Source organism: Sorangium sp. So ce281 (assembly GCF_051527395.1).
Taxonomy (GTDB): Bacteria; Myxococcota_A; Polyangia; order Polyangiales; family Polyangiaceae; genus Sorangium; species Sorangium cellulosum_B.
This window is the reverse complement of the sequence record NZ_CP150322.1, coordinates 9,906,140-9,929,999: the sequence shown is the minus strand read 5'-3', so window position 1 is coordinate 9,929,999 and position 23,860 is coordinate 9,906,140. Positions and strand designations below refer to the sequence as shown.

Genomic DNA, 23,860 nt, shown 5'->3' with positions numbered 1-23,860 from the left:
CTCAGCCCTGGGTGGAGAGCACGACGCGGCCCGCGTCCTCCGGCGGGCGCGGGTCGACGGCGATGGTCACGGTGAAGCTGAACGCGGCCCGCGGCTTGCCGCCGAGGGCCTGCCAGAAATCGCCGTTCGCGCGCTCGTTCCCCGGCGCGAGCACGGTTGTCCGCACCGGGAACGCCTGCGATTTGAGGCTGCCTTGCAGCGCCTCGCGCGGGAGCTCGCGGTGGCGGTGGAGCACGCGCAGCGCCTCGCCCAGCAGGCGGTGCTCGTCCTCCTCGGGCCGCGGCGCGTTGGCCGTCCCCCACGCCGTGACGAGATAGCGACAGTCGACGCGCAGCGGAGGCGGCGTGCGCGTCACCGCGCCGTCCGCGCTCCGCTCCACCCACGCCTCGCTCGCGCGCAGCTCGCGGTGCTCCGTGAGCTCGTGGAGAAAGAGATCGATGGCCGGGAGCGTCACCGACGCCGGCGGGAAGTCGTTGCCGGGCGCGGCGAACGTGATGCTCACCTGCGACACGATCTCCGGCGGGAGCTCGCGGCGGAGCAACTCGGCCAGCGTGCTGTCCAGATCGTTGAACATGCTACTCCGTGTCTCCCGCCGCCGCGCGGCCGGGGCTGAACGATGGTGTGAACATTCGCTTCCATGAGTCGAGTTGTCAATCAGGCCAGATGCCGTGAGCAGGCGGTCGACGACGGGATCAGCACATGAGTCGTGGCGTCGCGCTCGTGACGCCGCGATCTGTGCTGATTTTTGCTCGAGCCGACAGAGCCCGCCTTTGCGAGACGGAGGAGTCGACAATAGGCGATAGAGATGTCCGGTCATCGCCGGTGGCGCCGACGCCGGCGTGGCCGATTATGATGTTTGCTTCATGCAACGGAGCGCGCCGCGCGTCGCGGCGCGGGGCGTCATGGATGATCGCGAGATGCGCTGTGCCATTCTTATGGAAGCTTGCGAGATGGCGGGCGACGTTGATTGTTGGAACGCTGCTTCGTCTTGGCGCCGTCCGTCGAGAGCTGATAGGTTAGAGTCGTTCCCAAGTGGGTCTGTGCGGCAGCGGTGACATGGCGCTGTCAGGACCGGAGGATTCGATGGGGCACGTTATCGCACGTGGGCCGCGAGCAAGGCAGAGCGCCCCGACGCAGGGGGCGCCGTGGGCGCCGTGGGCGCCGAGGAGCTCCGTGGCGGCGCGGGGTCGGTCGTGGAGGAGCCAGGCGGCGACGCCGCTCCCGGTCGCAGGGGGTCATACGCTGTCCATCCCGGGCCGCCTCCGCCGCGCCGTGGAGCGAGCGACGGGGGCATCCACGGAGGGCGTCCGGGCCTTCCGCGGCGCGCTCCCTGCCGGCGCCCCGGCGAGCATCGCCGCCACGTTCGGGCGCGACTGCTTCCTCTCCCCCTCGGCGCCGTCGCTGGGGACGCTCGAGGGGGACCTCGTCATGATCCACGAGATGGCCCACGCGGTGGCCCAGCCGAGGGTCGGCCCGGCGCAGGCCGGGATCGCACCGCGCGGCGGCCCGGCGCCCGCCGGGGCCGAGTCGGAGGCCCATCACGTCGCGCTGGCGACCCTGGGCCTCTCGCCGCCCGCGCGGGTGCGCCCCGGCCCCACGCCGTACTGGGCTCCTTTCGACGACGCCGTGCACCGCGTGATCGAGGAGCTGGCGCTCCGTGGTGTCTTCACGGAGGAGGAGATCACGGAGATCTATCGAGGGAATCTGATGAGGGACATGTCCCAGGTGCCCGCGATCGCGAACACCGCCTTGATCCACGAGTACGGCGATTTCGGTGGATACCGGCCCGTGGAGCATTTCGACAACTATGTGTGGGATCGCTCGACCAATCGGTTCACCGGCCGCGGTCAGGGACAGGGGGATCCCATCGAGTACATTAACGACAAGCTCGAGCAGAGCATGGGCAGCGCCGGACGCCCCAACCTGGTTCGCCTGGGCGACGCGCTGCACGCCATCGAGGATTTCTTTACTCATTCCAATTTTCTGTCGCTCATCCGGATGTCGGAGGAAGAGCGCGCGAAGCACCTCCTCATCACCGGGAGCTTCGACGGCCACGACCAGCTGGTCACCTTCCAGGAGAAGCTCGCCACCTACGCGGGCGACGAAGAGCGCCGCAAGAGGACGAACGAGGATCTGGAGAAGAGCAGGCTCCTGAAGCCCCATGGGCATTCGCAGCTGAACAAGGATGGCTCCCATCGCCACGGCTTCGCGCAGGCCGCCTCCCTGGCGCTGAGCACGATCGAGGGCGTCGCGCGCCTGATGGCCGCCGCCTACCGGGATCGTGGAGATGGAGGTGCCGCGCACCTCCTCGAAGCGCAGCGGCTCGTCGCCGATCGGCTCCGGTTTCCGGAGGGTGCCCCCGAGGAGGGCTGGTGGGCCGAAGCGCTCACGGATTTCAACGTCCGCCGGATACAGGAGGCGTTCCGCGGGGTCGACCCGGCGTCGAACATGGGCCCGTTCAGCATCGCGCGCATGCTCCGCTGGGCGCAGGGGCCCATTCTCCCTCTCGCCCCCTTTGCCTCGATGCATTCGTTCCGCTCCGAGGCGATCCCCGGCCATCCGATGGAGATCAACCTGGCCATGGGCCTGCTCACCATGCAAAAGCTCGCGCCTCAGGACCCGCGCTGGAAGAACACGCCGATGGAGCGCACGGCGGGCGTCCCCCTCGTCCCGGGCTGGCCCGGCGGCAAGGACGACGGGTGGCCGCTCCTGGGCATGGGCTTGGCCATCCAGGGGCGATTTTGATGTCGGGCCAGGCGCCCGAGAGGGCGCGCCGGACCGTGATTGGAACGGCGATGTAGGAGCGAAATCCACGTTGAAAGGCCCTTCTCGGGGAAGGATCCGCCATGCTCACGTTCGACCGAAAACCGTGCTCCTCGCCAGCCCATTCCCCCGACCCGATGACGGCGTCGCAGCGCGCGATGCGGTCGCCGTCGGTGAGCCCGTCCCGCTTTCGGCTGGCCTCACCGGGCGAGGGCGGCGCCGCTGGCCGGCTCGATCTCGCCCGCATCCGCATCATGCCGCCGGTCCAGCGCAAGCCGGCCATCAGCGCGCCGGGAGACGCGTCCGAGCGCGAGGCGGACGAGGTGGCGGAGCGGGTGATGCGGATGGCCGATCCTGCGCCCATCGGCGCGGCGCCTGCGGCGGTGCAGCGGAAGTGCACGGCGTGCGAGGACGAGGAGGAGGCGGCGATCCAGACCAAGCGTGCGCCCGCTGCGAACGCCGGGGCGGCGCTGGACGGGGAGGCCGCCGTCCGCGCGGCCAGGCGCGGTGGAGAGCCGCTGCCAAGGGCGGTGCGCGAGCTCTTCGAGCCGCGGTTCGGGTACGATTTCGGCGATGTGCGCGTGCATGTCGGCGGCGACGCGGCGAACGCGGCGCGCGCCGTGGAGGCGCGGGCGTACACCACGGGGCGCGATATCGTGTTCGGCGCCGGTGAGTATGCGCCGGCCACCCTTGAGGGCCAAAGGCTCCTCGCGCACGAGCTGACCCACGTCGTCCAGCAAGCCTCCTTCGCCTCGCGGCCTTCGGCTGCGTCGGGCGCGTCCCCTGCCCGGATCGCCCGCAAGCCGGCGGAGGCCGCGGGCGCCGAGGACACGGTCACGCTCGGCAACATCGCCCAGGCGATCGTCGCGGGGAGCTTCGCGTACGTCTTCGCCGAGCTCGACATGCGCGACATGAAGCCGATGCTCGACGTGCTCGATCGGCTCGCCGCCGCGGAGATCGGGGTCCTGATCGCGCACTGCCACGCACCGCACACCGACGGTCGCTTCGTCGAGCGGCTGCGCGCGGCGCTCACCACGGTCTGGATCGCCAAGGGCGGCGGCGGCGCCGGCATGGCGGCGGTCACGAGCGGTGTCGAGGCGATCGCACAGACCGCGCAGACCGCGGCGATCGTCGCGTACCTGAAGGAGCACGCCGCGGCGGAGGACGCCAGGATCCTGCTTCATCAGCTCTCGCCCCAGGCCGACAAGGCGCCCAGGGGCGCGGCCGGCGCGGCCGAAGGCGGCGTCCTCTCGGCCTTCAAGCAGGCGGTGCGCAAGAGGGCGCTTGCCGCGCTCGAGGGCAACCTGACGGCGATCGAGCGGGAAGAGGCCAAGTACGCGGACACGCGCGAGGAGAGCGCGGCCTGGGCGAGGCTGCGCGAGATCGTCAAGCCGATGCTCGCCCGCGACCGCCAGCTCAAGCAGGCAGCGGAGGACTTCGACGCGCAGGCGGCGAGGGCGGAGGAGGCGGCGCGCGCGGTCGCTGCCCTGGTGGAGAGGAGCGAGGGAGAGGGGGGCGCCGAGGGGGGGCGCGCCGATTCTCCCATGGACCACGCGAGCGCGCTCCTCGACGAGCAGGCGCAGCTCGCCGCTCCGCTGCAGGGCGCCGAGGAAGGGGCGCCGGCAGAGCGCGCGCGCGAGGCGGACGTCTCCGACGCGCAGGGGGAGCTCGAGGCGAGCGCGGCGCTGTGGAAGCAGAGGGCGGCGAGCGCGCGCGCGGCGCGCCAGGCCTTGCGCGCGGCGTATCCGATCCTGGCCGCGGGGGATCTCCTGCACGACGAAGGGCAGGAGGGCGCGTCGGGCGCGAGCGCGAAAGGCGCGGACACGAACGAGCAGCTGCTCGCGAAGATCCGGGTGCGGGTGTTCGGCGCGGGCCGCGAGGCCATCGCCAGGACCAAGGAGCGGATCCTGAGCGACAGCGTGCCGCTCGACGAGCTCGGGCCGATCGTGCGGGAGGTCGAGCGGGAGATGCGCCTCGGCGACCCGGCGCGCGCGAAGGACAAGGCGATCGTCGACGGCTGGATCGCGCAGACGCGGAGCCGGGAGCGCACCATCCAGATCGCCGTCGCGGGCGCGGCGGTCGCCTTCGGCATCGCGGCCATCGTGACCGGCGGCGCGGCGGCGGTGATGCTCGGGCTCATCGGCTCCACGGTCGAGCTGGCAGGCGCGATCCACGACGTCCGGCGCGCCGGCGCGCTGAGCGACGCGGCGACCGCGGGCGACATCGGCGCCCCGCTGCTCGACGATCCGGACGCGGCCAAGGCGGCCTACCACATGGCGCTCGTCGACCTGGTCCTGCGCGGCATCGACTTCGCGGTCGCGCTCAAGCAGGCCAGGTCGATGGCCAGGGTGATGGCGCCGGAGCGCGCGGCCGGGAGGGGCGCCGGCGGCGGCGCCAGGGCCGCCGGGGGCGCGACCGCCGACGTGACCCGCGAGCAGCTGGCCGCGGAGCTCGACTACCTCGCGAGGAACGCGAAGAACCCCAAGGTCGTCCGGGGCAAGCCGCCGCGCCGCACCGCCCGCCTCGGCGAGCACGACTGGATCGAGCAGCCGGGCGGCGGGTGGTGCCGCTACTCGACCAAGCCGGTATGCACCCCGCAGAACGATGTCCCCGCAGCGCTTCGAAGCGCGCCAGTCGTCGCGGAGCCGGACGACTCCTTGTTCAAGCCGCAAACGCGGGTCCTCGACCCGGCCGACTTCCACGAGCTTGGTGAGGTGGGGAATGGCGTAAACGAAGGCAAGCTCAAGCTGAAGCACAAACTGACCAAGAAGGAGTACCTGTTCAAGCCGGCCTCGGAGGAGGCGCCCATCGGTTGGGCGGAGTTCATGGAGATCCGGGCCGGCGACCGTGCCCGGCGGACGCCTGCAGTCGCAGAGCTGGCCGAGCGGGCGGGGCTACCGACGCCGAAGGCGGAGCTCGTGGATTACGGCGGAAAGATCGGCTCCCTCCAGGATTGGCAGGACGACCTGGCCGCCGCGAAGCCCCTGATCGGTTATAAGGTGAGCGATCCAGCGCTCTATAGCGGCGTGAAGGCGTCGCAGCTGAAGAAGGACCTCGACACCTTCAACTACTTCATCGGCGCCATGGACGCCCATGAAGGCGACATCTTCGTATTCATCGGCGAGGGTACCAAAACGCCGAACCGGCTCGTCCAGGTAGACGCAGACGCATCGCTGGGGCCGCTGCCCGCGCGTTACCCACGCCTGGGGCCCCACCCGGGCATCCTCGAGCCGCTCCCGGACGTCATCAGCAGGGATCTGTACGACAGGCTCTCTGCGATGAACACGGCCAGCGGCCAGGCGGACGTGCGGAAAACCTTGCAGGCATGGCTGACCAAGAAGGAGATTGACAGCGCCTTCATCCGATTGAACGAGATCCTCGCCAAGGTCAAGGCCGGGGAAATCAAGGTAGAGTGAGATCAAGATGGCCAAGGTCAAGTTCGTGGAGCTCCACCTCATCATGGATCCGCCGGAGGTGACCCCGCTGGCTCGTTTCGTCCTCGGGGCGGAGGGGCCCCCCGTGCGGGTCGTGAAGCTCCACCCGAAGTGCATGAACGTGGTGGGCGACATCGTCGAGTACGGGCTGCCCGGGGTTCAGCGCGTCTATCGTCTCGAGGACGGGCTCGTGTTCCTGGAGGTCTTGCGGGAGGCCTATCACTCGCTTCGGTTCTACGCGACTCCGGTCGCCGAGATGGACGAAGGGGAGGCGCTCCGTGGCTGCGAGGACGCTGAGGGGTAACGCGCGCAGGCCCACCGCGGGCGCTTGACGTTGATCCTGGCCTCGGGTTGCATCGACGGCGATGAAGGTCCTCTTCCTCGACTTCGACGGCGTGCTGAATGATCTCCTCACGATCACCCAGGCGCACGGCGCGGGCGCGAGGAGGTTCAGCGCGGGCGCCATCGACCGGCTGAACACCATCGTGGCGCGGACCGGCGCGAGGGTCGTGGTCACGTCGAGCTGGCGGGAGAAGCACACGCTCGACGCGCTGAGGGCGCTCCTCGCGTCGGAGGGGTTCACGGGCGAGATCCTCGGCTGCACGCCGGTGCTCCATGCGAGGACGGCCGGCGCGCGCGATCTGGATCCCGGCCAGACCCGCTGCCGGGAGATCCAGGCGTGGCTCGATCGCCAGCCCGAGCCACCGGAGCGGTTCGCGGTCCTCGACGACATCGAGCTCGAGCTCCTCGCGGCGGTTCACGTCAAGACCGAGGTCGACGCGGGCCTCTGCGACGAGCACGTCGAGGTGGCGATTTCCCTCCTCGGGACGGACTGAGCGGCGCTCAGCGCAGCTTCATTGGCGCGAGCGACACGCGCGGGCCCGGGGAAGCGCGGTCGCCTGGCTCGGCACGCACACCACCTGAAAGAAGTCAACCCACTCGCCCCCACGCCGCCGCCGTCCGCGGGCGACGTCGCGCGGGTCCGTCCCGCACCGCCGCGCCGCCGTTCTCCGCACAGCCCGCCGGGACCCTCGCCCAGCGACGCGTGGTAGCTTCACCCGCGCCCGCACGAGGCCGTGCGGCCACCCGTCATCGAGGAGATCATGAAGCGAGAGAAGCGACTGACCAAGCGCGAGCGGAAGGCGCTCGCGCCCGCGCGCCCGGCGCAGCCCCACGAGCACAAGCACATCCACTGCGTCGCCTGCGGCAAGCACCTCGACGCGGAGGAGTTCCTCGCGCAAGGGACGGCGACCTGGATCCAGTGCCTGCACAAGTCGCGCTTCGCCACCTGTGTCGAGTGCGTCGAGATCTCGAAGCGCCTCCTCGCCGAGCACGACCGCACCGGACAGCCCGTGCAGTCCGCTCAGGCATGGCACTGAGCGACCGACCCCAGCCGACGCGCCCGCGCGGCCACGCTCGAGCACGCCCGCACAGCCACGCCTGAGCACGCCCGCACCGCAGCTGGGCGCCCTGGACAGGGCGTCCCAGAAACCCACTCCCCATCTCCTGCTCTCCCGGAAACGGAAGCGCGTCCCGCACCACACTCCCGCGCTGGCCCGTGCGGTGTCCCACGTGCGCCGCCTCTCATTGCAGCTGTCGCTCGGTGTCGTACACCCGCGCTGGTCCGCCCGGCGTCCCGCGGCGCCCCGCCCCGCCTCGCCGATCAGCGCGCGCCCTCGACGGCGACGCGTAACCTCGCTCGCTCTCCCGCGCGGCCGTCCACCCCGGATACGCTTGCGCTCGGGGCCCTTTCCGTCAATGGTTTGCGCCCCCTTCATCTCTCTCGGAGGATCTGCATGACGAAACCAATCCGCCGCGCGGGCGTCATCGGCGCGGGCGTCATGGGCAGCGGCATCGCCGCCCACTTCGCGAACGCCGGCATCGAGGTCCTGCTCCTCGATATCGTGCCCCCGAACCTCACCGACGCCGAAAAGAAGGACCCGGCCGCCCGCAGCAGGTTCGCCGCAGGCGGGCTCGAGAAGGCCCTCAAGGCCAGGCCCGCCGCGTTCTTCCACCCGTCGAACGCCCGCCTCGTGCGCACCGGCAACACCGAAGACCACTTCGCCGAGCTCGCCCAATGCGACCTCGTTATCGAGGCGATCATCGAGAAGATGGAGCCGAAGCGCGCCCTCTTCGCGCGGCTCGAAGAGGTCTTGCGGCCCGACGCGGTCGTGGCGTCGAATACGTCCGGGCTGCGCATCGAGGAGATGATGCAAGGGCGCTCCGCGGACTTCCGCAAGCGATTCCTCGTCATGCACTTCTTCAACCCGGTCCGGTACATGAAGCTCCTCGAGCTCGTGCTCGGGCCCGACACCGATCCCGCCGTCGTCGCGCGCGTGCGGAAGCTCGGCGAGGACGTGCTCGGAAAGGGCCTCGTCTTCGGCAAGGACACCCCGAACTTCGTCGGCAATCGCATCGGCACCCACGCGATGCTGACCGCCATCCACCTCATGATCGAGGACGGCCTCGCGCCGGAAGACGTCGACGCCATCACCGGCGTCGCCATGGCCCACCCGAAGAGCGCGAGCTTCAGGACAGGCGATATCGTCGGGCTCGACACCTTCGCCCACGTCGCCGACAACTGTTACTCGGCGCTCGATCGCGACGAGGACCGCGACGTCTTCAAGATGCCCGCCTACGTCAGGAAGATGATCGAGGCGAAGCTCCTCGGCGACAAGACCAAGGGCGGCTCCTACCGCAAGGGCAAGGAAGGCCTGGAGACGTTCGACCCGGTGAAGCTCGAGTACCGCCCCCACGGCGGCGACGAGGCCATCAAGAAGGCCACGAGGTCGTGCGAGAAGATCGAGGACCCCGCCGCGCGCGTGAAGAAGCTCGCCAGCGACCCCGGCAAGGCCGGGCAGTTCGCCTGGAAGGTGCTCTCCCGCTCGCTCGCGTACACGGCGCGGCGCGTCGGCGAGATCGCCGACAGCATCGTGGCGATCGATGACGCCATGCGCTGGGGGTACAACTGGGAGCTCGGGCCGTTCCAGACCTGGGACGCGCTCGGGTTCGCCGAGACCGTGGAGCGCATGCAGAAGGACGGCATCCAGCTGCCCGCGTCGATCCTCCGCATGAAGCAGAGCGGCGCGACGTCGTTCTACCGCGCCGATGGGGCGGTGTTCGACCTGCTCAAGGGGGAGTACGTCGCCCGGCCCGTCGATCCGCGCAACGTGACGCTGGCCGGCGCGCGGCGCGGCGCGAAGGCCGTGCTCGCCAACGACGGCGCGGAGGCCTGGGACCTCGGCGACGGCGTGCTCGGCGTCACCTTCAAGACCAAGGCGAACAGCCTCGATCCGGACTCGATCGGGATGCTCTCGCTCGCCGCCGAGAAGGCCGAGCAGGACTTCCGCGCGCTCGTGGTCGTGAACCAGGGCGAGCACTTCTGCGTCGGCGCCAACCTGTTCCTCGTGGCCATGGCCGCGGGCAACAAGGACTGGGACGCGATCCGCAAGATGGTGAAGGCGTACCAGGACGCGACCCAGCGGCTGAAGTACGCGAGCGTGCCGGTCGTGGCCGCGCCCTACGGGATGACCCTCGGCGGCGGCCTCGAGCTCTGCTTCGCCTGCGACGCGGTGCAGGCCGCGGCCGAGACGTACGCGGGGCTCGTCGAGGTCGGCGTCGGCCTGATCCCGGGCGGCGCGGGGACGCTCAACATGCTCTGGCGCGCGCTCGAGGGGATCCCCGAGGGCGTGACGGTGCCGACGTACGACATCGTGACGCAGGTCTTCAAGAACATCGCCCTCGCCAAGGTCGCGACCAGCGCGGACGAGGCGAAGGCGCTCGGCTTCTTCCGCAAGACGGACGGCGTCTCGTTCGACCGGGCCCGCCAGCTGTACGAGGCGAAGGCGCGCGCGATCGGGCTGGCCGAGGCCGGGTACCACGCGCCCGTGCCGCGCGCCTACAAGCTGCCGGGCGAGAGCGGGATCGCGACGCTGCAGATGATGATCGACACGCTCGTCGCCGGCGGCCACGCCAGCGAGCACGACGCGAAGATCGCGCGCAAGCTCGCCGAGGTGCTCTGCGGCGGCGCGGGCGGCGGGGCGCGCGAGGTGACCGAGGACGAGATCCTCGAGCTCGAGCGCGAGGCGTTCGTCAGCCTGTGCGGCGAGCCCAAGAGCGCCGAGCGAATGCAGTACATGCTGATGAACAACAAGCCCCTCCGGAACTAGGTGAACGCCATGGTCGACGTCGTAATTGCAGAGGCCGTCCGCTCGGCCGTTGGCCGGGCCCACAAAGGATCGCTCGCGCTGAAGCGCCCCGACGAGCTCGCCGGCGAGGTCGTCGCCGCGCTGCTCCAGCGCGTCCCCCAGGTGAAGCCGGAGGACGTCGAGGACCTCGTCCTCGGCTGCGCCATGCCGGAAGGCGAGCAGGGGCTCAACGTCGCGCGCGTCGTCTCGCTCCTCGGCGGGATGACGCAGGAAGCGTCCGCGATCACCATCAACCGCTTCTGCTCGAGCGGGCTCCAGGCGATCGCGATCGCCGCGGGCAGCATCGCGATGGGGTCGCTCGACGTCGCCGTCGCCGGCGGCGTCGAGTCGATGACGATGGTGCCGATGACCGGCAACAAGCTGAGCGCGTCGCCGGAGGCGATGGAGCGGTGTCCGACGGTGTACACGCCGATGGGCATCACCGCGGAGAACGTGGCGAACCGCTTCCAGGTGAGCCGCGCCGACCAGGACGCGTTCGCGCTGAAGAGCCACCAGAAGGCGGCGGCGGCGCGCGCGGCCGGGCGCTTCGAGGACGAGATCGTCACCGTGAAGGGGGTGCGCTTCGAGAGCGGCAAGCGCGCGACCTTCGACTTTCGCGGCGATGAGCTGATCCGCAAGGAGACGACGGCGGAGGCGCTCGCGGGGCTGAAGCCGGCGTTCTCGGCGAAGGGGAGCGTCACGCCGGGCAACAGCTCGCCGCTGTCGGACGGCGCCGCCGCGGCGCTCGTGATGAGCAAGGCGAAGGCGGACGCGCTCGGCGTGAAGCCGCTCGGGTACTTCCGGGCGTTCGTGACCGTCGGCGTCGACCCCGCCATCATGGGCATCGGCCCGGTGCCCGCGGTGCGCAAGCTGCTCGCGCGGACGGGGCTGAAGATGGCCGACATCGACCTCTTCGAGGTCAACGAGGCGTTCGCCTCGCAGGCCGTCTACGTGCAGCGGACGCTCGAGATCCCCGAGGAGAAGCTCAACGTGAACGGCGGCGCGATCGCGCTCGGCCACCCGCTCGGGTGCACCGGCGCGAAGCTCACCGCGACCGCCCTCTACGAGCTGCGCCGGCGCGGCGGCCGGTACGCCGTCGTGACGATGTGCATCGGCGGCGGCATGGGCGCGGCCGGCCTCATCGAGCTGGCCGGCGCGACCGCGCGCGCCTGAGCCCACCGCACCGCGCCGAGCCCGCCTCTCCCGTCCCCGTCGCGGCGGTCACGTCGACCGCGCGCCCCGCCGCGGCCCGCGCCTCGCGCTCCGGCTTTCCCGCGGCGGGGCGATGGCCTATAGAGCGCTCATGCCGAGCCACTTGACGACCTTTCAGGGGTCGATCCCCGAGGCCCTGAAGCAGGCCATCGAAGCGAAGATCGAGGGCTCCACCGCCGAGGTGACCGGCGGCGGGGGCCACTTCAACCTGGTCGTGACCTCGCCGGTGTTCGCCGGCAAGAGCATGCTGGAGAGCCAGCGGCTGGTCTACGGGGCGATCGCCCACCTCATGGCCGGCGACCAGGCGCCCGTCCACGCGATCGACAGCCTCAAGACGCGCACGCCCTGAGAGGGGCGCCGCTCGGCGGCATCAGTCGTCCTCGACGTGGCAGGTGCTGCTGCAGCCGTCGCCGTCGGCGGTGTTGCCGTCGTCGCACTCCTCCGGGCTCGCCTCGATGCCGTCGCCGCAGACGGGGGCGCAGATGCTGGGCTCGCCGGTGCAGAGGTAGCCGTGATCGACGTCGCAATCGGGGCTGCAGCCGTCGCCGTCGACGGTGTTGCCGTCGTCGCAGCCCTCGTTGCCGATGAGCAGGCCGTCGCCGCAGAGCGGGCCGCAGGCGCTGGGCTCGCCGGTGCACTCGTAGCCCGCCTCGATCACGCAGACCGCATTGCAGCCGTCCTCGTTCCGGACGTTGCCGTCGTCGCAGGCCTCGGCGCCCCGCACCAGGCGGTCGCCGCACATCGTCGAGCAGATGCTCGGCGCGCCGGCGCAGGTGTAGCCCGGCTCGACGGCGCAGCCCGCGTCGCAGCCGTCTCCTGCCGCGGTGCCGCCGTCGTCGCAGGCCTCGGCGCCGCCCACCGCGCCGTCGCCGCACACCCCGCCCCCGGCGCCGCCGTCGCCCGCGCCGCCCTGGCCGCCGTTGCCCGCGCCGCCCTGGCCGCCGTCGCCCGCGCCGCCCTGGCCGCCGTCGCCCGCGCCGCCGGAGCCCGCCGTCGTCGTGCTCGACACGGCGCCCGTCCCGCTCGTGCTCGATCCGGACCCGCCGCCCCCGCCGTCGCCGTCGCCGTCGCTCGCGCCTTCCCGTTCACACGCGAGCAGCGCCGTGGCCGCGATCACCGCGGCCGCCCCAGTCCATCTCGTCAACAGCATCTGTTCCTCCAGGAGCGAGGTCCGCGAGCGACGGGGCCTCCCCTCGACCCTCGAGCGCGCGCCGAGCATGTGTTGCCCCAACCTTCCACGGAATACTCCGCTCCGGTCGTCCGGACAACTTCGCCCTACCCGGACGTCCCGGCGTTCAGCCGCGCGGCACGCCGGCGCGCATCAGCGCGCATCAACTCATGATTTCGGCGAATAGCGGGCCCTCGCGCGGGAGCGGCGGGCGCGCGCCGCGCCCAGGCGGAGCGCCCGGCGCCGGGCGCGCGGCGGGTCGCGTGGCAGGTCGCGTGGCACGTCCGAACGGCGCCGCGCTCGCTCGCGCCGCGAGCTCGCCGCGCCGTCTGTTTGACACCGGAATTCGCGCGATGGTACGTGGCGCCGGGCGCCCCACGCGCTGGCCTGATAGCGACCTCACACGATCCCGAGGACCCTCCCATGACGCCTCGTTCCCCGTTGCTCCCCGCCGAACCGCTCCCAGGCGCTCCTGGGGCGAACGACGCCCGGCTCCCGGCCCAGGCGCGCTCCGGCCGAGCCTCCCGCCTGGGCGCCGGGCTGCTCTCCTTCGTCCTCGGCGCCGCGATGACCGCCGCCGCGGGCGACGCCGCGGCCCAGACGCGCACGGGCGACGGCGCCAACGGCGACGGCATGGACCTGCACCTGTTCCGGCCGGCGGTCGACTCCAAGGGGCTCTTCTCCGTCAACGGGGCGGACATCCTCGGCGCGAACGACATCAGCCTGGGGCTCGTGCTCGATTACGGGCACAACATCCTGCCGCTCACCAAGAACGACCGGGGAACGGACGTGATGCTCAATCACGCGTTCCAGGGGACGTTCCAGTTCGATTACGGCATCGCCAACTTCCTGGTCGTCGGGCTCTCGGTCCCGGTGGTGCTCAACGGGGGCAAGCCGGTCGACGACATCGGCCCGGGCGGCAGCGCCAACTACAACGACGACTCGCTCGACGCGCAGACGCTCGGCAACCTGGCGATCCACGCGAAGGCGCGCATCCTCCGCCCCGATCAGGACGTGATCGGGCTCGCGGTGATCGCCCAGGCCGGGATCGGGGTCGGCGGGAGCCAGGACTTCGCGTCGGATCCGGGGTTCTTCTTCTGGCCGCAGCTCGTGCTGGAGAAGCGGCTCGGCACGACCAACCCGTTCCGGATCGCGGCGAACGTCGGCTACCGCGGCCACGCCGGGAAGAACCCCGTGTTCGGCCTGCGCCAGGACGGCGCGACCTTCCAGCTCGAGCACGGGGACCTCGAGTACTCCGACCTGATCACCGCCGGGGCCGGCATGAGCTACCGCGTCCTCACGCCGCTCGACCTCGTGGCCGAGACCTACCTGACCCAGCAGGTCGGCGGCGGCGACAGCGCCAAGCAGAAGCTGTCGGCCGAGGCGATCGGGGGCATCAAGCTCTTCATCGAGCGCAACAGCTTCCTCATGCTCGGCTTCGGGGTCGGGTACACGCCCGGGTTCCAGGCCGCAGCGCAGCGCGGGACCATCGGGTTCGTCTTCGAGCCGTCGATCGGCGATCGGGACGGCGACGGCATCAAGGACGATCAGGACGACTGCCCCGACGAGCCGGAGGACTACGACGGCTTCCAGGACACGAAGGCCGACTCGCCCCCCGGGAAGTACGGCTGCCCGGATCCGGACAACGACGAGGACGGCATCCTCGACGTCGACGACCGCTGCCCGAACAACCCGGAGGACCGCGACGGCGACGAGGACGACGACGGCTGCCCGGAGGGGAGCGACGGCGATCGCGACGGCGACGGCATCCTCGACTCGCGCGACAAGTGCCCGGACGACCCGGAGGACCGCGACGGCTTCCAGGACAAGGACGGCTGCCCGGATCCGGACAACGACAAGGACGGCATCCCCGACAAGTCCGACCAGTGCCCGAACGACCCCGAGGACAAGGACGACTTCGAGGACGAGGACGGGTGCCCGGAGCCCGACAACGACAGGGACGGCATCCCGGACGTGGTCGACAAGTGCCCGAACGATCCGGAGACGTTCAACGGCCTCGAGGACGAGGACGGGTGCCCGGACAAGGGCAGCGTCGTGATCGAGGAGAACAACATCGTCATCCTCGAGAAGATCCAGTTCGCGACCGGCAGCGCCGAGATCCTCCCGGAGTCGTTCGGCATCGTGCAGGCGGTGGCCGAGACGCTGAAGCACCACCCGGAGTTCACGATGATCGAGGTGCAGGGGCACGCCGACGAGCGCTCGGCCGACGCGTACAACCTCAAGCTGACCCAGGCCCGCGCGGACGCGGTCGCCGCGGCGCTCGCGCAGCGCGGCGTCGACAAGAACAACGTTCGCTCGATGGGCTACGGCGAGTACTGCCCGATCGATCCGGCCCACAACGCGGCCGCCTGGGAGAAGAACCGGCGCGTCGAGTTCAAGGTCGTGCGGACCGACAAGGGGCCGACCAACGTGGAGCTCGGCTGCGCCCTCGCCCGCGCCAAGGGCGTCAACCCGCCGCCGCCCTGAGCAGACGTGCGGCGCCGCCGATCTGGACAGGACCGGCCGGGCCGGGAGAGAGTGAGCCCATGAAGGCCCGCGCCAGGCGCTCCGCCGCCACCACGCTCGCCGCCGCGGCGCTCGCCGTGGGGGCGAGCGGCTGCATCAACACCGACGCGGCCGTGTTCGTCGAGCCGTCCATCGTGTCGCCCGAGGCGACCGTCTCGGCGAGCGCGCTCGGGACCGGCCTGACCGCGAGCTTCGCGCTGGAGCTGCACCTGAGCGCGCGGGCCAGCGGGCCCAGCCGCGTCGCGGTGCGCACCTTCGCGATCACGAGCGCCGATCAGAAGACCTCGATCGTCGAGCCGCTCCCCGTCGAGACCACGGCGGCGCTGCCGGTCGAGGTCGCTCCGGACAGCGACGTCACCGTGGCGTTCAACGTCGATAACGGCGCTCAGGGCGGGACGCTCCCGGCCGACGCCGCGGCGGCGCTCTGCGCCCCGGAGGGGATCCGCATCACGGGCGCGATCGAGGACTCGCTGGAGGACGGGGCGACGCCGGTCGCCTCCGCGGTGTTCCACCCGGTCTGCCCGTGATGCGGCGCACGCCCGCCGCCCCGGCGCGTTCGTCGGCATTGCCCGGCGTCGTCGCGCGCGCGCCGCGCTAAAATGCCGGCCATGGCGCCTCGAGAAACCACCCCCCCTCCGGAGACCGCGGCGGACCGAGCGGCCGGGTCCCCGGAAAACGCCGACGCGAGCGGCGGCGACGCGCTCCCCTCCACGAACGGCGGGGGCCGAGAGGGGCTCGCGCTCGACGAGGCAGGGCTCGCGGCGCTCCGGCGCGCGGTGGCCGCGTGGCGCGCGGGCCCGGTCGCCGAGGCGTCGGCGCGCTTCCCGCCGCGGAGCGAGCGGTTCACGACGTGGAGCGGCATCGACGTGCCCGACCTCGCGACCCCGGCCGACGCGCCGGTCGACCACGCGGCGGATCTCGGGCTGCCCGGGGAGTACCCGTTCACGCGGGGCGTCCAGCCGACGATGTACCGCGGCAGGCTCTGGACCATGCGGATGTTCGCGGGCTTCGGCACGCCGGAGCAGACGAACGCGCGGTTCAAATACCTGCTCGCAGAGGGCCAGACGGGCCTGTCGACCGCCTTCGATTTCCCGACCCTCATGGGCTACGACTCCGACTCTCCGCGGTCGCTCGGCGAGGTGGGGATGTGCGGTGTCGCGGTCGACACGCTCCGCGACATGGAGGCGCTCTTCGACGGCATCCCGCTCGACCAGGTGACGACGTCGATGACCATCAACGGCCCCGCGGCCGTGCTGCTCGCGTTCTATATCGCGCTCGCCGACAAGCGCGGGATCCCGCGGAGCCGCCTCGGCGGCACCGTGCAGAACGACTGTCTCAAGGAGTTCATCGCCCAGCACGCCTGGCTCGTCCCGCCGCGCCCGGCGATGCGCGTCGTGACCGACATGATCGAGTTCTGCGCGCGCGAGGTGCCGCGGTGGAACTCGGTGTCGATCAGCGGCTACCACATCCGGGAGGCGGGCTCGACCGCCGCGCAGGAGCTCGCGTTCACGCTCGCGGACGGCCTCGCCTACGTCGAGAGCTGCGTCGCGCGCGGCCTCGACGTCGACGCCTTCGCGCCGCGCCTGTCGTTCTTCTTCGACGTCCATAGCGACTTCTTCGAGGAGATCGCGAAGTTCCGCGCCGCGCGCCGCATGTGGGCGCGATTTCTCAAGGTGCGGTACGGGGCGAAAAAAGCCGAGAGCATGAAGCTCCGGACGCACGCGCAGACGGCCGGCGTGTCGCTGACGGCGCAGCAGCCGTACAACAACGTGGTCCGCGTCTCGCTCCAGGCGCTCGCCGCCGTGCTCGGCGGCACCCAGTCGCTCCACACGAACTCGCTCGACGAGACGTACGCGCTCCCGACCGAGGAGAGCGTGACCATCGCCCTCCGGACCCAGCAGATCATCGCCCACGAGAGCGGGGTCGCGAACACCATCGATCCGCTCGGCGGGAGCTACTATGTGGAGTGGCTCACGGACCGCCTGGAGAAGGAGGCCCTCGAGTACATCCAGCGGATCGACGAGATGGGCGGGATGGTGGCCGCCATCGAGAAGGGGTATCCGCAGCGCGAGATCGCCGCCTCGGCCTACAGGTTTCAACGAGAGCTGGAATCGAACGAGCGGATCATGGTGGGCGTCAACCGCTACGCCGCGGTGGGCGAGAAGACGATCCCCCTCCTCCGGATCGACGAGGAGGTGCAGCGCGTTCAGTGCGAGAACCTGGCCCGGGTCAAGGCCCAGCGCGACCAGGACCGGGTGCGGCGCGCCCTGGCCGACGTGAGGAGCGCCGCGCGCGGCCGTGACAACCTGATGCCGCCCCTCATCGCGGCGGCCAGCGCCTACGCGACCGAGCAGGAGATCTGCGACGTGCTGCGCGACGTCCTGGGGACGTACAGCGATCCGGCCGAGTTCTGAGCGTGCGGGAACGCGCGGGCAATCGCGCGAAAACCCGCGGGAACGCGCGGGCCATCGCGCGGGCCATCGCGCGGGTAGGAGCGAGCGCGCGCGGCTTGCTGCGGTGCGCCGCGGCCCCGGCGTGCGCATCCGCTCAGGTCGCGGGCGGCGCGGCGGCCGGGGAATCCCTCGATTCGTCAGGTTGACACTTCTCTACGTCGGCCGGTAGAGTGCGCCGGCGTCAGGTTGCCGCAGTCGCGGCTCATCCGTGGCGCCGCCGTACGGTCTGCTGTTGTCGCTGCGCTGCGGCGCTGCGAGCTGTCGGTCGAGTGAGAGGATCGTCGTGGGCGACCGAGGTCGCCGCGTAGGGAGCAAGCTTATGAAGAGTCGATCCATGTCGCGCCGCATTTTTGCCCTTTCGGCGCTCGTCCTATCTGTCGGCGCCACGGCGGCCTGCGACAACAAGTCCGAGTCCGGCGGCACGGCGCCCGCGGGCTCGGCCGGTGCCGCGGCCGGGCCGGCTGCGAAGGGCGATGCGAAGGGCGGCTCGAAGTTCGTCACCATCTCCAGGGAGCAGCAGGCGTCCTGGGTTCGTAACTTCAACCCCCTTCTCGGCGAGGGGGCCACGCGCTTCCCCACCGTCGCTGGCATCTACGAGCCCATGATCGTGTACAACACGATGAAGGGCGAGTACGTCCCGTGGCTCGCCACGAAGTACGAGTGGAGCGACGCGAACAAGAAGCTCACCTTCACGACCCGCTCCGAAGTCAAGTGGTCTGACGGACAACCCTTCTCGGCGAAGGACGTCGCGTTCACGTTCGGGCTCCTCAAGAAGTTCCCGGCGCTCGATCTCACGGGCGTGTGGAAGCTCGTCGAGTCGGTCGAGGCCAAGAACGACACCACGGTCGAGTTCGTCTTCAAGGAGGCGTTCGTCCCCGGCCTCACCTACATCGGCCATCAGCCGATCGTGCCGGAGCACAAGTGGAAGGACGTCGCCGACCCGGTCACGTTCACGAACGAGAACCCGGTCGCGACGGGGCCCTTCACCGAGGTGAAGACGTTCCAGAACCAGATCTACGAGCTCGGCAAGAACCCGAACTACTGGCAGAAGGGCAAGCCGGCGGTCGAGGGCCTGCGCTTCCCGGCGTACCCGGGCAACGACCAGGCGAACCTGGCGCTCATCAACGGCGAGGTCGACTGGGCCGGCAACTTCGTCCCCGACATCGACAAGACCTACGTCGCCAAGGACCCGGAGAACAACCACTACTGGTTCCCGCTCGTCGGCGGCACCGTGACCATCTACCCGAACGCCACGAAGAAGCCGTTCAACGACATCAAGCTGCGCAAGGCCATCAGCATGGCCATCGACCGCGCCCAGATCGCGAAGGTCGCGGTCAACGGCTACACGGTCGGCGCGGACGGGACCGGGCTCGACGACGCCTACGGGCGCTGGCGCAGCGACAAGGCCGCCGCGGCCGGCGCCGAGTGGACGACCTTCGACGTGGCCAAGGCGAACGCTCTCCTCGACGAGGCCGGCTACGCCAAGGGCTCCGACGGGATCCGCGCGAAGGACGGCAAGCCGCTGAAGTTCGACATCAACGTCGTGACCGGCTGGTCCGACTGGGTGCGCGCGGTCCAGATCACCACGCAGAGCCTGAAGGCCGTCGGCATCGAGGCCACGCTGAAGACGTACGACTTCAGCGCGTTCTTCGAGGCGCTCCAGAAGGGCACGTTCGACATGTCGATGGGCTGGACCAACACCGAGCCCACGCCGTTCAACTACTACCGCGATCTCATGGCCCCGGAGTTCGTGAAGCCCGTCAACGAGGTCACGAACCGCAACTGGCACCGCTTCGCCGCCAAGGACGCCGAGCCGCTGTTCAAGAAGTTCGCGGCCGCGACGGATCCGGCGGAGCAGAAGAGCATCGTCGAGGACCTGCAGATGATCTACGCCACGCAGGTGCCGGTCATCCCGCTCTTCAAGAACCCGTCCTGGGGCGAGTACAGCACGAAGCGCTTCGTCGGGTGGCCCAGCAAGGAGAACCCGTACGCGAAGCTGTCGCCGAACAACTCGCCGGACTACCTGCTCGTCCTGACCGAGATCAAGCCGAAGTGACGGCTCCTGCGCTGCGCGCCGGTCGTCCGGCGCGCGGCGTGTGTGTCCTCGCCTAGCGGCGTTTCTCTCTCTTTTCTCTCCGACCCAGCACAAACCTTGGCCGCCGGCGGCGCCGGTGCGAAGATCGCGCTGCATGCTCCCCTCGGGCGTCCAGATTGCGCGCTTCGCTGCGCTCCTCTCCGGAGTCTTCCTCGCCGCCTGCAGCGGCAACCAGCACGCGGGCGCCGCGGCGTTCTGGGAGGGCGACACCGTCGATCCCGCCGCGCCGGCGGATCAGGCGGGCGCGAAGAAGAAGGCGCCGCGCAGGGCTTTCGGCGCGTCCGACGATTTCGGCGGCGCGCCGTCGACGCCCGAGGAGCGGGCGCCCTCGTCGTGGGTGGGCGTGCGGCACGATCTCTCGCTCGCGCGCGCCGACTCGCGCAAGGAGCGCTGCAGCTGCCTGGCCGTGGAGGTGGGGGAGGCGCGCGATCCCAGGTTCCAGTGGGCGGCGGGCGCGCCGGAGACCTCGGCCAACACGCTGGCCATCGCGCTGAGCGCGCGCGGGGTGCCCTGCCCGGGCGGCGCTCCCGACGAGGAGAGCCGGCGCCCCTCGATCTCGGCGGTCGATCAGGAGGGGAACGATATCGTCATCGAGGTCGAGGAGCTGCCCACAGGACGGCCGCTCGCGACGGGCGCCGTCATCCCGAGGCCCGCTCCGGGCGGGGCGATCTACGTGAAGGGGCGCAGCGCGAAGATCCCGTATGCGCGCGCCGCGGGCGGCGCGCGCTGCAAGGTCTACTGAGCGCCTGCGCTGCAGGGACAGGCGCTGAGCCGGGCAGACGGGCTCACTGGGCGGGAGCGCCGGCGCAGATCCAGTCGTTGATCTTCTTGATGCTGGCCTCGGGCAGGGCCGCGCCCGCGGTCATGGGGGGCATGCGCGAGTCGTCGCCGCAGAGGCCGGAGCCGCGCACCTTGTTGATGATGTAGCTCTCGCTCGGCTTGCCCGGCACGACGAGCTTCCGGCCGGTGCATTCCGTGCTGTTCCCGTTGACGAGCTCGCCATGGGCCGCGTTCGCACGGAGATCGAGGCCGGCGGACGCGGGGCCGTTGTTGCCGTGGCACCCAGCGCAGGTCGTGTTCAGGATCATCCGCACATCAGCGAATGTCGCGGTGCCCGCGCCGCAGAGGGGGTCGCCGACGGGGGCGGAGCCGCCTTCGCCGCCGGTGCCAGCGCCGCCGGCGCCGCCGCCCTGGCCGCCCGTGCCGACATCGGAACCGCCGGCGCCGCCGCCCTGGCCGCCCGTGCCGACATCGGAACCGCCGGTGCCGCCGCCCTGGCCGTCGGTCCCGCCGGTGCCGCCGCCCTGGCCCGCGCTGCTGCTGCTGCTGGTGCTGCCGCTGGTCGAGCTGCTGGTGCTGGTGCTGGTGTCGGTCTCGCCACCATCGTCAGAGCAGGCAGCCGCCGAGAACCCGATGGTCAGACAGAGGACCAGTTGAAGTGCAGTTTTCTGGGAAAGCATGTGAGGACCCTCTTTGACGCTGTGTTCGCGCGGCGAGCGCCGCGCTGTCAACTCGCGGAGGACCCTAGATGGCATTGTGAGCATCCACAACGCATTTCAAGAAAATGAAAATGATTATCAGTGTCGCGGGCTCGCGACACTGCAATGCAATGATAGAGCTGTACTGGGCTTTGTCTCGTCGCGTCTACGCGGAGAGCGCCTTCGAGGAGAGCAGCTCTCCCGGATCGCGCTCGGCCAGGTCCTCGAAGCGCGGGAGGTCGGCGAGGCGGCGCGTCGTCGTGGCGGAGGTCTCGGGGTCGCGCTGGAACGCGATCGCGCGGCTGAGGCCCTGCTTCGACACCCCCCGGAGCAGCGCGGGCGAGTGCGTCGTCGCCACGATCTGGCAGACGGAGGGCCGCGCCGCCCCCTCGAGGAGCTGCGCGAGCAGGCCGGCGCGCTCGGGGTGCATGCCGGCGTCCGGGTCCTCCACGAGGAGGAGCGAGCCCTCCGGCGCGGTGAGCACGCCGGCGATCTTGCCGAGCGCGCGCAGCGCGCCGTCCGGGAGGCTCGGCGCCGGGACGCGGGCGCCGCCCTGCTCGACGAGCACCATCATCACGTCGCCGAGGCCCGTCTCCGCGAACTCGATGTCCTCGATCTCGGGCGCGAAGATCGAGCGCACCCAGCCGAGCACGTCGGCCTTGTGCTCGGCCTCCTGGCAGAGCCAGCGGAGCACGGCGGAGAGGTTCTGCCCGCCGGCGCCGAGGTTCTCTATCTCGTGCGGCACATACCCCCTCATCCGCGAAGGATCGATGTCGAGGGAGAGCGTGCTCCGCATCGCGACCTGGAGCGCGTTGCAGAGCGCGATGACGTCCGCGAGGCTCACGTCCTCGCCGCGCCCGCGGTGGTGCTCTATCTGGCCGAGCAGGCTGCGCCGCGCGGGGGAGCGATCCATGGATGCGATCCGCATCGAGCGGCCCTTCTTCGACGCCGCCTTCATCGCTCCGCCCGAGGCGAACCCCTCCAGCCCCTTCAGCGCCGACGCCGGCGTGTCGAAGAGCGGGCCCCCGGCCGACTTCGCCTCGAGCGACTCGTGCTCCACGATCACGTCAGGCTCGACCTGACACGTGATCTTGTGTGTGAGCTCCTCCTTCCCGATCGCCCATCGGCTCTCGATGGTGAACGACTTGGCGCCCCTGTGCGTGGCCCCTTGCGTGCCGCCGCGCAGGCCCGGCCACACCTCGCGCCTGCCGTCGACGCGGCCGCGGAAGATGTCGCACAGGGGCAGATCCAGCCCGACGCCCTGCAGGAAACGCAGGGCGTCGAGGAAGTTGCTCTTCCCGGAGCCGTTGGCCCCGAGCAGCAGCGTGAAGGGGGACAGCTCCACCGTTTGATCGGCGAAGCTCTTGAAGTTCCTGAGTCGGATGGATGTCAGCATGCCTGGCCGCTCGCAGCCATCATGTGACCAGGCAGCCGGCCGGATGTAAAGCGCCGGCCGACGGCTCAGCGAAAGTCGATGAGCTCGACGTCGAACACCAGCATGCCGGCGGGCGCGCCGGGTCGTGTGGGCTTGTCGCCGTAAGCGAGGTCGGCCGGTATCCAGAATCGCGCCTTCTCGCCTTTCACCATCAGCTGTAAGCCCTCGGTCCACCCCTTGATCACGCCGCCCACCGGGAAGGTGGCCGGCTCGTCGCGGACGATGGAGCTGTCGAACATCTTCCCGTCGGTGGTCCAGCCCGTGTAGTGGACGACGGCGCGGCTCGTCGGCTTCGGGTGCTCGGTGCCCGTGCCCTTCTGCAGGACCTGGTAGGCGAGCCCGGAGGCGGTCTTCTTCGCGGTCTTCGGCGCGGCCTTCACGTCCTTCGGCGCGGGCGGCGGCTTCGGCGCGGGGGCGAAGTCGAGCAGCTCGACGTCGAACACCAGCATTCCGGCCGGGGCGCCCGGCTGGGCCGGCGTGTCGCCATAGGCGAGCGCCCCGGGGATCCAGAGGCGGCGCTTCTCGCCCTTGCTCATGAGCTGGAGCGCCTCCGTCCACCCCTTGATCACGCCGCCCACCGGGAAGGTGGCCGGCTCGTTGCGGACGATGGAGCTGTCGAACATCTTCCCGTCGGTGGTCCACCCCGTGTAGTGGACCGTCACCTTGTCGTCCGGGCCGGGATGCGCCGTGTCCTTGCCCGGCGCCAGCACCTTGGACGCGAGGCCCGATGCCGTCTTCTGCGCGTCGGCGGGCGGCGCCGCGACGTCCGGCGGCGCGGGCAGGCCGCCGGGCTCGGGCGGCGGCTGCAGCGAGGCGGCGGGCTCGGGGGTGGGCGCGGGCGGCGGGGCCGGCTTGACCGAGACGCTCACCGGCGCGTCGGCGGTCGCCTGTGAGGCCGGCTTCTGGTCGCACGCGGTGAGGGGGACGGCGAACATCGCGACGAGGACGAGAGAGAAGCGCTTCATGCGCGGCGTCATAGCTCGTCCGCCGTCGAGAGCCGGTATTTTTGTGAGGTGCACGCGTGAGGTGCGCGCCGCGGTTCCGACGGCTCTGGATCGGGGTGGGCCCGTCTGCGGTCGGCCGTCCGTCGTACCCTCATTCCGCCGTTC

At 70.8% G+C, this 23,860-nt stretch carries 18 protein-coding genes; 13 read left to right on the top strand and 5 right to left on the bottom strand.

Annotated elements, in window-relative coordinates; translation table 11 throughout:
* Nucleotide 1 precedes the first annotated feature (1 nt).
* A complete protein-coding gene (locus WMF27_RS37865; protein WP_437764036.1) occupies nucleotides 2-574 on the bottom strand; it encodes a DUF4255 domain-containing protein in 573 nt (190 codons plus the stop codon).
* A 599-nt stretch (nucleotides 575-1,173) separates the two neighbouring features.
* On the opposite strand from WMF27_RS37865, the gene WMF27_RS37860 reads away from it, so the two are divergent.
* The 8 genes from WMF27_RS37860 to WMF27_RS37825 all read left to right on the top strand — a co-directional run bounded on the left by WMF27_RS37860 (nucleotide 1,174) and on the right by WMF27_RS37825 (nucleotide 11,945).
* Nucleotides 1,174-2,745, top strand: coding sequence for an eCIS core domain-containing protein (locus WMF27_RS37860; RefSeq protein WP_437764037.1), 1,572 nt, complete (start codon nucleotides 1,174-1,176; stop codon nucleotides 2,743-2,745).
* 101 nt (nucleotides 2,746-2,846) lie between these two features.
* Nucleotides 2,847-6,179, top strand: a complete 3,333-nt coding sequence (locus WMF27_RS37855; protein ID WP_437764038.1) for an eCIS core domain-containing protein — start codon at nucleotides 2,847-2,849, stop codon at nucleotides 6,177-6,179.
* A 7-nt stretch (nucleotides 6,180-6,186) separates the two neighbouring features.
* Nucleotides 6,187-6,501, top strand: coding sequence for a hypothetical protein (locus tag WMF27_RS37850; protein ID WP_437764039.1), 315 nt, complete (start codon nucleotides 6,187-6,189; stop codon nucleotides 6,499-6,501).
* 61 nt (nucleotides 6,502-6,562) lie between these two features.
* Nucleotides 6,563-7,033, top strand: coding sequence for an HAD domain-containing protein (locus WMF27_RS37845; RefSeq protein WP_437764040.1), 471 nt, complete (start codon nucleotides 6,563-6,565; stop codon nucleotides 7,031-7,033).
* 267 nt (nucleotides 7,034-7,300) lie between these two features.
* The gene (locus WMF27_RS37840; protein ID WP_437277258.1) at nucleotides 7,301-7,576 is read left to right on the top strand and encodes a hypothetical protein; all 276 of its coding nucleotides are present in this window, start codon (nucleotides 7,301-7,303) and stop codon (nucleotides 7,574-7,576) included.
* A 417-nt stretch (nucleotides 7,577-7,993) separates the two neighbouring features.
* Nucleotides 7,994-10,366, top strand: coding sequence for a 3-hydroxyacyl-CoA dehydrogenase/enoyl-CoA hydratase family protein (locus WMF27_RS37835; RefSeq protein ID WP_437764041.1), 2,373 nt, complete (start codon nucleotides 7,994-7,996; stop codon nucleotides 10,364-10,366).
* Nucleotides 10,367-10,375: 9 nt separating this feature from the next.
* Nucleotides 10,376-11,557, top strand: coding sequence for a thiolase family protein (locus WMF27_RS37830; RefSeq protein ID WP_437764042.1), 1,182 nt, complete (start codon nucleotides 10,376-10,378; stop codon nucleotides 11,555-11,557).
* Between the two features lie 130 nt (nucleotides 11,558-11,687).
* Nucleotides 11,688-11,945, top strand: coding sequence for a BolA/IbaG family iron-sulfur metabolism protein (locus tag WMF27_RS37825; RefSeq protein ID WP_012240161.1), 258 nt, complete (start codon nucleotides 11,688-11,690; stop codon nucleotides 11,943-11,945).
* A gap of 21 nt (nucleotides 11,946-11,966) precedes the next feature.
* Here the strand turns inward: WMF27_RS37825 and WMF27_RS37820 are convergent, their stop codons facing one another.
* Nucleotides 11,967-12,746, bottom strand: a complete 780-nt coding sequence (locus tag WMF27_RS37820; protein ID WP_437764043.1) for a DUF4215 domain-containing protein — start codon at nucleotides 12,744-12,746, stop codon at nucleotides 11,967-11,969.
* Between the two features lie 441 nt (nucleotides 12,747-13,187).
* On the opposite strand from WMF27_RS37820, the gene WMF27_RS37815 reads away from it, so the two are divergent.
* From WMF27_RS37815 to WMF27_RS37795, 5 genes are all read left to right on the top strand, one after another.
* Nucleotides 13,188-15,251: an OmpA family protein gene (locus WMF27_RS37815; RefSeq protein ID WP_437764044.1), complete on the top strand. Its 2,064-nt coding sequence runs from the start codon at nucleotides 13,188-13,190 to the stop codon at nucleotides 15,249-15,251.
* Nucleotides 15,252-15,310: 59 nt separating this feature from the next.
* On the top strand, nucleotides 15,311-15,817 hold the full coding sequence (locus WMF27_RS37810) for a hypothetical protein (RefSeq protein ID WP_437764045.1): 507 nt from the start codon (nucleotides 15,311-15,313) through the stop codon (nucleotides 15,815-15,817).
* An 81-nt stretch (nucleotides 15,818-15,898) separates the two neighbouring features.
* Nucleotides 15,899-17,704, top strand: a complete 1,806-nt coding sequence (locus WMF27_RS37805; RefSeq protein WP_437764046.1) for an acyl-CoA mutase large subunit family protein — start codon at nucleotides 15,899-15,901, stop codon at nucleotides 17,702-17,704.
* Nucleotides 17,705-18,062: 358 nt separating this feature from the next.
* Nucleotides 18,063-19,799, top strand: coding sequence for an ABC transporter substrate-binding protein (locus WMF27_RS37800; RefSeq protein ID WP_437764047.1), 1,737 nt, complete (start codon nucleotides 18,063-18,065; stop codon nucleotides 19,797-19,799).
* Between the two features lie 133 nt (nucleotides 19,800-19,932).
* Nucleotides 19,933-20,580, top strand: a complete 648-nt coding sequence (locus WMF27_RS37795; RefSeq protein WP_437764048.1) for a hypothetical protein — start codon at nucleotides 19,933-19,935, stop codon at nucleotides 20,578-20,580.
* 43 nt (nucleotides 20,581-20,623) lie between these two features.
* Here the strand turns inward: WMF27_RS37795 and WMF27_RS37790 are convergent, their stop codons facing one another.
* The 3 genes from WMF27_RS37790 to WMF27_RS37780 all read right to left on the bottom strand — a co-directional run bounded on the left by WMF27_RS37790 (nucleotide 20,624) and on the right by WMF27_RS37780 (nucleotide 23,716).
* A complete protein-coding gene (locus WMF27_RS37790; RefSeq protein WP_437764049.1) occupies nucleotides 20,624-21,298 on the bottom strand; it encodes a c-type cytochrome domain-containing protein in 675 nt (224 codons plus the stop codon).
* A 184-nt stretch (nucleotides 21,299-21,482) separates the two neighbouring features.
* Nucleotides 21,483-22,712 carry an AAA family ATPase gene (locus tag WMF27_RS37785; RefSeq protein ID WP_437764050.1) on the bottom strand — a complete coding sequence of 410 codons (1,230 nt, stop codon included), beginning with the start codon at nucleotides 22,710-22,712 and terminating at the stop codon, nucleotides 21,483-21,485.
* A 65-nt stretch (nucleotides 22,713-22,777) separates the two neighbouring features.
* Entirely contained in the window at nucleotides 22,778-23,716 is a 939-nt protein-coding gene (locus tag WMF27_RS37780) for an FKBP-type peptidyl-prolyl cis-trans isomerase (RefSeq protein ID WP_437764051.1), read from the bottom strand.
* Nucleotides 23,717-23,860: the final 144 nt, after the last annotated feature.